Source organism: Candidatus Thorarchaeota archaeon (assembly GCA_021498125.1).
Classification (GTDB): Archaea; Asgardarchaeota; Thorarchaeia; order Thorarchaeales; family Thorarchaeaceae; genus B65-G9.
Window position 1 is genome coordinate 14,322 of the sequence record JAIZWL010000002.1, and the last position, 12,677, is coordinate 26,998.

The 12,677-nt window shown below is 50.0% G+C and carries 13 protein-coding genes; 3 read left to right on the plus strand and 10 right to left on the minus strand.

Going from position 1 to position 12,677, the window contains the following annotated elements:
• Positions 1-169: 169 nt before the first annotated feature.
• Positions 170-412, minus strand: a complete 243-nt coding sequence (locus K9W43_07445) for a hypothetical protein (protein MCF2137067.1) — start codon at positions 410-412, stop codon at positions 170-172.
• Positions 413-900: 488 nt separating this feature from the next.
• Here K9W43_07445 and K9W43_07450 point away from each other — a divergent pair, with 488 nt between their 5' ends.
• Together K9W43_07450 and K9W43_07455 are read left to right on the plus strand one after the other, a co-directional pair.
• Positions 901-1,926 carry a nucleotidyltransferase domain-containing protein gene (locus K9W43_07450; protein MCF2137068.1) on the plus strand — a complete coding sequence of 342 codons (1,026 nt, stop codon included), beginning with the start codon at positions 901-903 and terminating at the stop codon, positions 1,924-1,926.
• A 76-nt stretch (positions 1,927-2,002) separates the two neighbouring features.
• On the plus strand, positions 2,003-2,545 hold the full coding sequence (locus tag K9W43_07455) for a hypothetical protein (protein MCF2137069.1): 543 nt from the start codon (positions 2,003-2,005) through the stop codon (positions 2,543-2,545).
• Positions 2,546-2,579: 34 nt separating this feature from the next.
• On the opposite strand, the gene K9W43_07460 is transcribed toward K9W43_07455, so the two are convergent.
• From K9W43_07460 to afpA, 7 genes are all read right to left on the minus strand, one after another.
• The gene (locus K9W43_07460; protein MCF2137070.1) at positions 2,580-3,476 is read right to left on the minus strand and encodes a hypothetical protein; all 897 of its coding nucleotides are present in this window, start codon (positions 3,474-3,476) and stop codon (positions 2,580-2,582) included.
• 77 nt (positions 3,477-3,553) lie between these two features.
• Positions 3,554-4,558, minus strand: coding sequence for a M28 family peptidase (locus K9W43_07465; GenBank protein ID MCF2137071.1), 1,005 nt, complete (start codon positions 4,556-4,558; stop codon positions 3,554-3,556).
• Between the two features lie 38 nt (positions 4,559-4,596).
• Entirely contained in the window at positions 4,597-5,814 is a 1,218-nt protein-coding gene (locus K9W43_07470; protein MCF2137072.1) for an NAD(P)/FAD-dependent oxidoreductase, read from the minus strand.
• 112 nt (positions 5,815-5,926) lie between these two features.
• Positions 5,927-6,577 carry a GNAT family N-acetyltransferase gene (locus K9W43_07475; GenBank protein ID MCF2137073.1) on the minus strand — a complete coding sequence of 217 codons (651 nt, stop codon included), beginning with the start codon at positions 6,575-6,577 and terminating at the stop codon, positions 5,927-5,929.
• A gap of 84 nt (positions 6,578-6,661) precedes the next feature.
• Complete coding sequence (locus K9W43_07480) at positions 6,662-7,471, minus strand: nucleoside phosphorylase (GenBank protein ID MCF2137074.1); 810 nt, start codon at positions 7,469-7,471, stop codon at positions 6,662-6,664.
• Positions 7,468-8,139: a hypothetical protein gene (locus K9W43_07485; protein ID MCF2137075.1), complete on the minus strand. Its 672-nt coding sequence runs from the start codon at positions 8,137-8,139 to the stop codon at positions 7,468-7,470. Before K9W43_07485 ends, K9W43_07480 begins: the two co-directional genes overlap by 4 nt.
• 16 nt (positions 8,140-8,155) lie before the next feature.
• Entirely contained in the window at positions 8,156-8,695 is a 540-nt protein-coding gene (gene afpA, locus K9W43_07490; protein ID MCF2137076.1) for an archaeoflavoprotein AfpA, read from the minus strand.
• 105 nt (positions 8,696-8,800) lie between these two features.
• Here afpA and K9W43_07495 point away from each other — a divergent pair, with 105 nt between their 5' ends.
• A complete protein-coding gene (locus K9W43_07495) occupies positions 8,801-9,799 on the plus strand; it encodes an LLM class flavin-dependent oxidoreductase (GenBank protein ID MCF2137077.1) in 999 nt (332 codons plus the stop codon).
• Here K9W43_07495 and K9W43_07500 read toward each other — a convergent pair.
• Together K9W43_07500 and K9W43_07505 are read right to left on the minus strand one after the other, a co-directional pair.
• The gene (locus K9W43_07500) at positions 9,796-11,220 is read right to left on the minus strand and encodes a hypothetical protein (GenBank protein MCF2137078.1); all 1,425 of its coding nucleotides are present in this window, start codon (positions 11,218-11,220) and stop codon (positions 9,796-9,798) included. The two genes, K9W43_07495 and K9W43_07500, sit on opposite strands and share 4 nt — an antisense overlap.
• A gap of 62 nt (positions 11,221-11,282) precedes the next feature.
• Positions 11,283-12,500, minus strand: a complete 1,218-nt coding sequence (locus K9W43_07505) for a hypothetical protein (GenBank protein MCF2137079.1) — start codon at positions 12,498-12,500, stop codon at positions 11,283-11,285.
• Positions 12,501-12,677: the final 177 nt, after the last annotated feature.

A 12,677-nucleotide genomic window follows, 5' to 3' on the forward strand; every position in this document is an offset into this window, starting at 1 on the left:
AGATTGAGCTGGCTCTTGGAAGAACCCGCATTTAACTACTACTCTAGTATGTTGAGTCCACAGGCAACTTGAATCGCAATTCGTGAATAATAAAACAGACTACGCCAGTTCAGCACTTCAAAGGGGAGTTTCCGGCCAAGATCGGTCTTAGGAAAATCATAGTTCATAACTATAAAGATGCCTTCTTCTCCAAATCAACAGAAGTATAGATGGCACGAAGATCCTTGAGGCCACCAGCCCATGAGAGCGAGAGATACGACCTCTTGCGAATGCGATTCTCTTTCACAAGAGATGCTGCATAATCTGCAAGTTTCTTTTTCTTCAGAGGCGTCATCGTTTTAATAGCGTACACGAGTATATCATCTAGAGCGGACTCATCAAGGGGAGATGGAATTTTATCGATGTGAACCATTTCGTATTAGTGTAATCATCAAAATGAATTAAATATTCTGCTCGCGTTGATTATTGGAAAAATGTGATCTATGAATAGATCGCATAGATGGGGCACAGTGCCATACAATATCATTCAATCATGAGCGAGCAAAACACTCAACCATAATGATATGTGATACAATATCACTCCTCAAACGTCTATGTCATTTTGAACCTTGGAGTCATAATGATCAGGAATGACTGGAATACGATCAAGTTCACTTAGACTAACACCGATGTTCTGAGATAGAATTTCGATAGAGTATATCAATGAACAGTGAAACACCGGATCACGACGTGTCATAGATAACCTTATTCCATAGCAATACAACAAGATAGTGAACACGAACGACTACAGATCGCTTTGAAAAGCAAGATGAGGCGGGCTCAACCACAAGATCACATGACTGGAACCAGTTGGAGCCGAGTCGTTCAACAGACAAGTAGATCTGAGAGGGACCACGGACAATGATGGATGTCTACCGGAGATTCAATAACGTAATGGATGAGATCGTGAAGGAGTGGAAGGAAAAGGATAATGTGGATGGTGTCTATGTCTATGGCGCCTTACCACGTGGTACACTCACTGCCAACTCCACATTGGATCTGTGTGTCATCTGGAATGAGGATGAGGCACCGGTACAGCTTCTCGCAGAACACAACAATGTTCGAGTGGATATGACCTTTCTGACCCCGACGCAGATCGAGGGGGTACTCAATGGCGAGGAGACAGACGCATTCAAGATCGCGGAGGTCATCGGGCGCCTCAGAGAGGCAAAGGTGGTCTTTGATCGGCAGAAGAGGCTCAAGGAATGGCAGGAGCGAGTGAAGGAATACAAGTGGCCTGAGAAGGTCATCCAGTCAGTCAAAGAACGGGCCATCCATCTGCTTGACGAGGCCAGCAAGTCAGAGATGAGAGAGGACATCGTTGATGCGATCGAGCTCACCAGAAATGCACTCTTCGACCTTGGACGAGTCATCATCATGCGTAACAATCAGTTTGACATCATCAGACCCACGGATGTGCTGACAGAGGTCCGAATGCTGGACCCGATCACGTATCAGCTCTTTCTCCGGACATTCAAGCTGAGAGGCATGGAAGAAGAAGAGATCATGGATGTGCTAGAGGACCTGAATCACTGGTTAGGTGTGACCGAGGACAGACTTGCAGACTCAGAGGTGGCTGAAACCGAGGCCATCGAACTTCTCTCGCACGCCCAGCGAGGATATCATCGGGCGAGAGAACTGACCATCGAAGGTGATTACGAACTTGCGGTGCTGGAGTTGCGCAGGTCGCTCCATAATCTTGGAAAGGCCCTACTGGCCTTGCAGGGGATTCGAACACACGACCTGACCATTCTTGTGTCAGGGCTTCGAGAGAATGAACCGGAGTACTTTGACCAGATCTTCGAAGAGTATGGTGGCTTCGACTTCCAGATCAAAGGAGTCAACAGAAGCATTGCAGAGGCAAGGTTCATCGCTCAGCGGATATAGGAGTATAGTGATCAGGACTGGGCGCCACATTGATTAGGGACTGCGAAGGTCTTCACCAACAAGAAGAGTGGTGAAGATGTCAACAAGCGTCGAGATCGTCCGACTGAACAGTGTGATCCTATCAAGAGAGAAACAAGACGCTCTACAGAAGGAGATCGAGAGATACGCAAAGGCGGTCAACTTTGTCATCCGCACGATCCTGACCAAGCACCTCGCATCCGCCGCCAAGACAATTGAGGCAATTCGAGACGAGTTCGCAAAACAGTTCGACCCGCGTCCGCAATACTTGGAAGATGTTGTCAAGACGGCAAGAGTACGTATCGGCGAGCATCGCAAGATGGCCAGAGTGATCAGGACCGCCCGTGAGAAACGACCAAAGTTCAAAGAGGGGCGGATCATCCTCTCGCCGCCACTCATCCGCGTGGGAGAAAAGGCACTGACCATTGCACTAAGCAAGCAAGAGGTATTGCCCATCCCATATGACAAGAGGAGCCGGAACCGTGAGATCGACACGCTCACAGCCATTGCGAAGGGAGAATTGGAACATGGCAGAGTCCGGGTGACATGGCGAAGAGAGGGCTTTGTGGAGATCGAGATTCGCATCCTCATCAGTGGATAGAGAACGATACAACAGAGAGAGAGGGGAATCATGATCATATAGTGGTATCCAGTGACCATTGAGTCACCGTGCCGGAGAAATCTGTGACATAGAGATGGTTGTCCCGTGTACACAGTGTCATATCGGTGATACCTGTGAGCGTACGCTGAGAGGTGAGAGTGGTCAGGTCAGCAGGGTCCCAGATGCGGATCGAACAGTCCCAACCTCCAGAGATCACATGAGTGGAGCTTGGAGGAGCGAGAAGCGTTGAGACCGCGTCCGTATGAGGCTCCAGAATAGTAGGAGGGCCGGAGGCATTGATCGAGACCATAGCGATCTTTCCACTATGCAGACCAAGAAAGACGGTTGATTCATCAGGAGACACGACCAGCGACTGCACACGCTCGCCACAGGTCGTGACTGCACGAACAAGATGCCCTGTAGAGAGATCCCAGAGATTACAGGCCCCATCCCACGAGGCCGTAAGAAGTGACCGTCCTTCGTGAAGGAATGCCAGTGCGGAGATGTCCCTGCTATGGGCCTTGATAGTCCGAAGGATTTTCATCTCAGATGGCACAAAGAGAACAGCTGTACCGTCCTGTGTGCCGACTGCGGCAAGATCAGAAGCAGGATCCACAATAAGCGACTTCGCAGCAGCATTGCAATGGATCGCCCCTTGCTCCTGATCGGTCCGTCCAAGCCGCCACTTGCGTACGGTGCGATCCCAGGACACGGAGAGAAGTTCAGTACTGCTCTGGAGAAAAGAGAGGGCGGAGATTACATTCTCATGGCCTATGAGAGCACGCTGAGGGCGCCCCGTGTGCGCATTGATGAGAAGAATTCGTGAGTCCGCAGTCCCGCAGGCAAGCCGCTTGCATGACGAGTCCACATCAATACAGAGAAGGGGAGGGGGTCTCTGACTTGTGGGACGATAGAGAAGACTCTTCTGCAAGGGCGTTCACCAATTATGATCCATCTGTCAATCACGAGTAATAGTACGCCCCCCCGAATAAATATGAGCTCTCGTGCTCACCTTCGCTTTCGAAACCAGATCACGACAGCGACCAGCGCAAGAGGAGGAAGTACCCATGGAAGAAGGGAATAGATACTACCTGTTGGCTGTGAAAAAGTGGTAGAACTCAGAGTCATATTGTAGACAAAGGCCTCTACAACACTACCAACAGTCTCAAGGCTCGTGGCACTACACTTGTCAGGAGTATCTTCCAGTGTGTGCCAGTACCAGGGGAAAGGATCATGTTGAATGATATCAAGGGCGGGGATTCCAGCATCTAGAAATGGCCGATGATCGTCAAGGATTCCAGCACCACGAGCATCAAGAAAGACATCATCATGCCCAAGGCCCTTTGCAATGCCCCAGACAAGATTTTGAAGAGAGACTGTAGAAGAGGTCTCACGGAGAAGTCGGAGATCACTATCACCCACCATGTCAAGGAGGAGCATGGCACGAATCTGAGAGATACGTTCAGAACTGAGATTGTCCACATAGTACGTGGACCCGACTATCCAGTCCCACCCGTTGATATAGCCGCTATCCTCAGCATCAAAAAACACCAGCTCAACACTTGGGCGAACATTCTCTGGTAGCGACTTGGACAACTCTAAGAGGACCGCAGTCCCGCTCCCCCCATCATTGGCTCCCAGAATTGGCAGGGTACGATTCGTCGCAGCGGGGTCGTGATCGGCATGAGGTCGGGTATCGTAATGCGCACCAAGAATGATTGTGGCATTTGCAGAACCATAGGTAGCAATCACATTACTACACTTGACCGAGTTGTATGTAAAGTTCTGAAGAGTCACAGTCCAGCCATTGCTTAACAGAGTATCAGCCATGAACACACGACACCGCGAGAGATTATCAGAACCAGGTGGTCGAGGACCATAGTCACACTGTTGCTGGAGATAGTCATAGGCCTGTGAACCATCAAAGGAGGGGAGATAAGCTGCTTGTATCGAAGTGGGGGCGGCTCCAAGAGCGGCACATAGCAAGAGTGTGATGATGAATAGTGTTCGCAAATGCTCACGACCGATGATGTCGATTACACCATTCTTAATTATCTTTCTTGCCGCGAGAAACGAGTGACCACAAGATCACGGACGAGATGAGGCATCTCGCGGGGAATCTTACGGAGAACCACTGCAGGAATCTGTGCATATCCAATGTCGCCACGTGCCAACATCAGCAGAATCTCCGATGAGAGGTGGAGATGCGATGCATGAGTGAGGACCGCCTCGGCAAAGGAGGTACCGCGTGTCCCAGCCCATTCGGCCATACCAAAATTGGCCCCAAACTCTCTTCTGCATCTCTTTTGGTACTGGGAGAGATATTCGGCGTCATCACGACCATGTGCCAGCGCCTTCACGATGACCTCTGCTGCAAAGACCCCTGAACGCATGGCGTAGGCAATACCCTCACCCATCATGGGATCCACGAAGCCAGCAGCATCACCCACAAGTATGACCTTGTCGGTAACATTTGTGTTGATTACTCCATCGGCTCCAAGAAAATGAGTGCCGCGATGCTCTGGAGTGAGCGAGATCCCAAATCGCGTCTCCAAGCGTTGTACGAATGACTCAAAGATGGGCCTGAGAGGATACATATGTACCGCAGCGCCAGCAACTCCAATAGCAAGTTTATCATGCTTGGGAAATACCCAACCATAGCTCACCCGGTTCTCGACAGGCAGTATCTCCAAGATCGAGGGGTCCCCATCAAAGATCTCCTCTACGCAAGACTCGCCCACCTTGAAATCGGCTTCCATCCCAAGACCGACCCGAGTGAGATCCTTCTTTCCTGAACGAAGACCCACTGCACGTCCAACAACTGTATTGACACCATCAGCCCCAATCACGAAGGCTGACTCGACCTCGCTTCCATCTGCAAAACGGGTCACCACACGATCACTCTTTTGTGAGACCGCAGTGACACGAGTGCCATCCTGAAGAACGGCACCCATATCCTGAGCACGATACGCAAGAAAAGCATCATACTCGTCACGATTTGTCGTGATGCCGATGAGACGTTCAGACTTGAATTCGGTCTGATTCCCATTTGGAAGTACAAATCGGAGACCATAGATCTTTCGTTCCACAAGAGATGGGGGAAGCCGCTTCAGGAGACGCAATCCCCGATACATGACTGCTCCACCACAGGGTTTGATGCGGGGAATAACAAACTTCTCAACTAGTAGTGTACGCAGTCCAGCCCGTGCGGTCTCGTAGGCAGCCATTGAGCCAGAGGGACCTGCACCAACAACTACAACATCGTACAAGATTAACAAGTCCTCCTTACACACCATCATATTGGTGACCAAACAGTAATCACTAATGATATAGGCGTCTAGCCTTTTTAGCATTCGTATCGTAATAATCTGATGCACACGGTCATATGTCACGACAGTTCTTACAACCTGAGCGGGGGCGTAGTCCAAAACGACGCATTATCTTTCCGCCAGGTAGGTCCTCGGACTCAGCAACAGACTCGCCGAGAGACTCCATGTGGATCTCTCTTCGACCGACCTGCTTGAATCCATAGCCCATGATGAGAGTGCGAGAGGGCCAGTTCTCTTCATAGACCTCACAATAGACTTCCTCTACTCCCGCCTCCAGAAAGAATTCAACAGCCTGCTGAATGAGCGCGGTGGCCACACCTTTACGACGGCGCGATGGAAGAACACCCAGACCGGTGATCTCACCATAGATTGGGTCCTTATCATATTCGACAAAGCAGGCAATGAACCCGACCAGAGTGCCCCACATCTCAGCAACAAAGATACCCTCGGTCTCAAGCTTCATTGCATCCTCTAATGTGATTGGACAGAAGGGGTCAGGCGCAGCAATAAAACAACGATTATAGAGTTCCACAAAGGCTGCCAGCTCGTCCTTGCGTAACTGGCGGACCTTCACATAGGTTGGCACAGACTTGTGTTCCCACCACTGACGCGCCAGCTCAAGTGCCTCTTTTGCATGAGCCTTCATCACAAGATAAGCGCGAGTCTTCCCTTGCCCTGGTCGAGCCGATCTTGCAGACGCCATTTGAACTCATACTGTATACAACAAGGTATGTTAACAATCTGTTGATTGCGTATCGGAGAGGCCACCACACCACTGTATCGATCATTACGCCAGATCGTCAATGGCATGGATCGTTGCTTCGACGCTCTTGGCAATAGCCTCTTTGAGTAACGGATGCTGTTCCCCGGTCAGTTCGGACTCGTCAGCCTGCTCGCCCTTTTGATCACCATGTAGATTCCCATCGACTGAGAGTATGGATGCGGCCGCTATCCCCTTGGTCGAGGCAAAGACGTAGAGAAGAGAGCTCTCCATCTCGATACATTTCACTCTCGCGCGGGTCCACAGGTCTAACTGATTGTTATCCGGTGCAGTATAATAGACATCACTGGTCCAGCATACACCTGAGTGCACTCTGTCAGAGGGGAGGATTTTACTAATGGATGAATAGAGTGCACTATACCAAGTCGTGGAGGCAACAGCAGGATATTCTAAGGGAGCATAATTGAGGCTGGTCCGCTCGTCTCGAATAGCACCAGTCGGAACGACCACATCGCCAGTCTTGACGGTCTCCTCGATACCACCACAGGAACCTAGCCTGAGAATCACTTTAGCACCAAGCCGTGCAAGCTCCTCGATACAGATGTGAGTCGTGGGGGTACCAATGCCAGTCCCCGAGATTGTGACAGGCACTCCGTGAGGCGTGTATGCCCGGTACGTGACAAACCCACGATATCGAGCGACCTCTTCGGGATCTCGCATCTTCCCGGCGATCACTGGGACTCTATCGGGATTCCCTGTGATGATCACGATATCCTCAACGTCACCTTCACCGACCCGGAGATGTGGTTGAATGCGTCGCTTCATTCTCATAACCTCTGATGAGACCTCGGTCATTGCATATATGGATTTGGTCATGGCGATTGCACACTTTGCAGATATTTGCATTTTGACCGGAGAGGACACTGGTCACAGAGAGGGCCTCGCCTGTGGCAGAGAAGAGCTACCAAGTCTATGATCCCCCAATACAGGAACGGACTCTGCTTTCGCCCCCCGAATCGCCGCATGAACTCCAGAGCGGACGTATCGTTGCTTCCAGTGAACGAGAGACCAAAGAAACGCTGTAACAGATGAACAACGTTTCCATCGACCATTGGAACTGGGCGATGAAATGCAAAGTTCAGGACGGCAGCCACACCGTAGGCACCAAGACCCGGCAACTGGACAAGATGTTCCGCGGTGTCAGGCACTACGCCCTCGAACTCGTTCAGGATCATCACTGCTGCATCATGTAGATGTTTGGCACGAGTGTTCTGGAGACCAAGCGTCTTGATCATATCGCCAATCAGTTCAATCTTTGCTCTCGCTAAGACCTCAACAGAGGGGAAGTGGGAAACGAGATCATCATAGACTCGTGAGACCGCAGTTGCAGTGGTACGCCGCAGGAGCATTTCAGCGATCAATACCTTGTAGGGATCATCAGTACGGCGCCAAGAGAACGAACGCCCAGACTTGGTATACCAGGAGATGATTCTCTGCCGGGCCCAGCTGATGAGAGACATAGGAATCTCAGTATCACCACTCATCGGTTCGCACTCCCGACTACGATAGGCTCTGCAACTGCGCCATGAGGTCTGTAACCGAAGTCACAACAACAACTCCGCTCATCTGGCGTAGCCGTTCGACATTTTCGACATCTATCTTACGGGTCTTGATGGTGAAACGAGTACCATCAGGAGCAACGGTCTCAACGGCTCCAAGTGTGTGATCAACAGGCAAGAGGAATACTGGAGTAGTGCCCTTTAGCGTCTGACCTACTGCATTGGTGAGAAGTGTGTCTTCGATACCATAAGCGATCTTTGCAGCAGAGTTGGCAGTGAGAGGGGCGATGACCAGTGCATCGTACTTGCCGATCTGAAGCGGTCCCGCAATGAAGGGAACGTTCGCGTTGACCTCAGTCTTGACGCGCTCAAATGCCGAGTTCAATCGCTCCCAGAGGTGATACCAGTGCAGTACCTGACTTCCCGCTTTAGACACGAAGACATCGATTCGCGCACCAGTGCTCTCGCGGAATCTCTCCATTGCGTCTATGGTTTCCGAGAGCAGGTCACCAGCGCCAGTTATTCCCCAAGCTATTTTCAAGAGAGTTCAGACCTCTATAGGAGTCGGTCTCAAAAATACTTGATGTGCGACAAAACAACCAAGTGGACGTGAGCTAATAAGACACATAGAGAGAGAGGTAAAGCCATGACAGAGTATACGGTGAGCCTTGGAGTCACAACAGGTATGAACGTGCGAGCCACAACATGGATCGCCGAGAATGCGGACAGAGTAGGTGCTCACAGTATCTGGATCGGAGAGGATGTTGGTCGCGGACAGGACATCATTGTCCTCACGACAGCGACCTTGACAAAGAGCAGGAATGTACGTGTTGGAACGGGGATTGTCCCCATAACGACTCATGGCCTTGTCGAACTCGCCAGAGCAACGGCAACACTCTATGACCTTGCACCAAAGAGATTCGTTTTCGGAATAGGAGTTGGAGGAATACAGGATCTTCAACGGAAAGGGATTCGCATCGAGCGCCCGGTCACACTCCTTCGTAAGGCCACCGAGTCACTTCGCCAGCTCTGGAACGGAGAGGAATCCTCCTTAGTGATGCCACCGATCAGACTGGAGAATGAACGGCTTGGGCGCAAGACTCCAGCCAAAATCCCCATCTTTTTTGGGGTCAGGGGACCGCAGATGTTACGTCTGGCGGGGGAGATCGCCGATGGAGTGATCCTGTCAGGCCCAAAGCAGTACCTTAAGTGGGCGATCAAGAGAGTTCAGAACAGTGCAAGAGAGATAGGCCGTGAACGCGACTCTGTAGAGATTGTCATCTGGAATCCGATCATTCTGATGACACAGAACGAAAATCAGGACCTTGCAAGAAAGATTGTGGCCATCATCTTGAGCGACACGCCAGATGATATCGTGAACCTGCTGAAGTTGGATACAGAGCGAGTCAATGCCATTAGGCAGGCTGTGAGAGAAAGCGGACCTGATAAAGGAGCGGATATTGTGGATCCGACCCTAGTTGACATGTTCTGTACGACTGGGGCCTCAGAAGAGGTGATAGCACAATTTGATGAGATGGCTCGGTGGGGTGCATCAGAGATAGTAGTAGGCCCACCGTTCACCGGAATGTGGAGAGGTACAGTCGAAGACTTGTTCTCAACAATCGCACGGAGTGAACGATCTTAGAAAGGAATGTAACGAGAGAGGTCAAGAGAGTGAGGCTCGACCGCCCAGCTGTCATTGGAGGAGCTGATGAATTGACCAATATTATCCATAGAACGGGAACCAGAGGGGCCAACGGCCATCAGAGGAGTGACACTGGTCACGCCCTCTTGTGCTGCAAGAGATTGAAAGATCTGATAGTATTCGACGTGGTGTTCGGCAGGAACCGAGAGCCAAAGGACAATACCTTTGTCGGAGAGATACGTGATCGAGGCGGGGAGAAGGGGAGTATATGAGAGGATCCGGTCACGCCAGTACTCGTTACAGACGATTTCAAAACAAAAGTTCGTGGAGAGGCCAATACCAGAGAACACAATCGTGGGAAGAATGACCCCGGCCTTACGTACACGCGCCAATGCAGAAGATACAACAGCATCATCCATCTGGAAACCCATTCGATGAAGGTGCTCGATCAAATATTTCTTAGTCATTCGAAGATTGACTCGTAACTGTGAGGCGACAATATAATCGAGTGGAGTCAGTCGTGAACCCGGCCCATTACACCAGAGGACATGCGGAGCAGCTATGCCCAGTTCAGAGGCATCATGTTCCGCAATGGATCTGAGTTCGAGGGGGAACCTCCATGAACCGTCTTTGTAGAGGGGCAGATTTGTATCACGGGCCATACCAATCTGACTATGAAGTTGGACTGTAGAGAAGATATGCCCTTTCAGATGGCCAATACTCTTGCGGAAGGTATGTATGCGATTCTGCCCTCCAGGAAAGAGAAACGTGGCATAGCCACTATTTGCCATTGTCGTCTTGAGAAGACCCTTTGTAAAGGGAAACTCGCCAAGACCATACTCGACTTCATCCCAGCTCACACCTTGTTGGAGCTTGAAGAACAAGATGAAGGAGTTGATCCCAAAAGCCGTAGTATCAAGAAGGCAGGAGAACCGTAAGAACTGGCGTTCTTGCAACCGCTTGATTGCACGTTGTACGGTGCGTGTGGTATAATTCAGATCACGTCCGGCCTTTGAGAGAGAAACTGTAGGATGTTGCGAGAAATAGAACAAGACTCGGGCATCTATCTCTGTCAGTGGGGCATCTACGTCCATAAAGACAAAGTTGATGGCGGATTGGATAGCGTCTGCAGTGGTCAGATTGTATTTGTGTAAGGTATGAATACTCTCAAGCAGTCTTTGTTTAATAGTTTCAGAGATAGGGAGCAACCGTACGTCTATAGGGTGCGCTCTGAACCAAGGGTGCTGACTCAGGCGTTTCATGATGCCATCCACTTCAGAGATGGTGAGAATACCATCACAGAGAGCAAGGTAGAGCCGCATAATTTGGATAAGGACCTGTCCTTTCGAGTCGTCAGTGACGGGCATTAGATTGTCATAAGGGGTTTCGAACCCAAGCTGTGTCATATCAGGGATATCCAAAGTCAATGACTCCTAGATTATGCGGTAGATGAGTCGAGCTCATTAGTATACCAAGGGGACGACTATATATAATAGGTCAAAACCTCTTCTAATGCTTTTCTCCTAGGCAAATCGCGCGTTTCAAAGATATTGATCTGAGAACTTGTATGAGAGAGAGGAAGAAGAGCTGAAGATAATTGAGGTACGGTAGCGGTCTGAGGTAGCCTCAAATCAAGAATGACAGAGTCATTACCTGACAAGATCCTACATTGCGGGAACATATTCCCTTGAGCATGAAACATACGATGAACTGAGGACGAATAAGGCAGATTGGTCAGGGACACTATGAATCGCCGCGTCAGACCAATATTACGAATATGAACATAAGGGCGAATGTATCCATCTCGAAGACGGGTCAGCCACCGCCGGATAGTCCGTATTGTAGGAGGGGAGATACTCATGTTCTCGAACAGGAGAGCTATTTCACTTGCAGTGACAAAGTAATCACTTGTCATCCGTGCCAAGATGATTAGATCTTCTCTAGAGAGGGAAGCACGAAACTGTTGTGCGTCCCCTTTTTCGGTCTGAGGAAGCACATCAGTATACCTGCTCACGGCATCAAAGACAGCCCCCAGACGAAAGGCGTGCTCGATAGTCCATGTCTGCCCATCAAACAATGCAAGGTTCAAATGAATTGTTTCGGACCGCAAGATGTCATAATGCACATCAAGAGAGTAAGGCCGCTTCCTGAAACGATTGAGATGTTGCAGAAATGACGACATGGATCTATTCGTCATGGTGGGAACTTCATGGTGCGCATAGTCAGAATCAAAATAAGGACTGAGCTGGATGAGTGCTTCAAAGTACACTCGAAAATCCCCAATCGATGACAAGACTGAATGTGCAATGGTATAGACATTTGGAAGCCCAGAAAGCCACCGGGAAAAATTCGAGAGAGCGGAGGTCATGGAGGCCGATCGTGCCCATCCAAAGATAACAGCCATGCCCATTCGCTGAAACTCTGGAAGCCCTTGAATACGAAAGTCGTATTCTGTTTTGAGAAACTTGATTGTATGATGAACTGCTGTACGAGTTATCCCCAATTCCCTTGCGTGTGAAGCAGGACGGAGATGGGGTCTAAGACAAATTTTTCGTAAGAAACGAAGGTGAGATGAGCGCATGATCAGAGAGCGACCAGTAGCGTTGGCGGTATCTTGCACAGGCGAATGCGAAAGATCCGTAGAGAACATAGAGAGATGTCTATCATGTGATGCATCATTGTCCCGATCATACCTCAACATAATATCTCCAGTCATTATCCATTTGCAGCGACAGGCACACCACCGTTCTTTGCCCCAATCTGGCAAGCCAGTCTAAAATCCAAAGACTGTCAGAATGTCCGATTGTTAAGTATTTTGTGGAGCAAGAAGCTTCGTTTATGGCCACTATTGGAAAAATAAAGAGAGAGTCCGGTAAAA

Bases quoted from the DNA above. Each gene is read 5' to 3' on its own strand.
- K9W43_07445 (MCF2137067.1), bottom strand. From the start codon at position 412: ATGGTTCACATCGATAAAATTCCATCTCCCCTTGATGAGTCCGCTCTA.
- K9W43_07450 (MCF2137068.1), top strand. From the start codon at position 901: ATGATGGATGTCTACCGGAGATTCAATAACGTAATGGATGAGATCGTG.
- K9W43_07455 (MCF2137069.1), top strand. From the start codon at position 2,003: ATGTCAACAAGCGTCGAGATCGTCCGACTGAACAGTGTGATCCTATCA.
- K9W43_07475 (MCF2137073.1), bottom strand. From the start codon at position 6,577: ATGGCGTCTGCAAGATCGGCTCGACCAGGGCAAGGGAAGACTCGCGCT.
- K9W43_07480 (MCF2137074.1), bottom strand. From the start codon at position 7,471: ATGACCAAATCCATATATGCAATGACCGAGGTCTCATCAGAGGTTATG.
- K9W43_07485 (MCF2137075.1), bottom strand. From the start codon at position 8,139: ATGAGTGGTGATACTGAGATTCCTATGTCTCTCATCAGCTGGGCCCGG.
- K9W43_07495 (MCF2137077.1), top strand. From the start codon at position 8,801: ATGACAGAGTATACGGTGAGCCTTGGAGTCACAACAGGTATGAACGTG.
- K9W43_07505 (MCF2137079.1), bottom strand. From the start codon at position 12,500: ATGTTGAGGTATGATCGGGACAATGATGCATCACATGATAGACATCTC.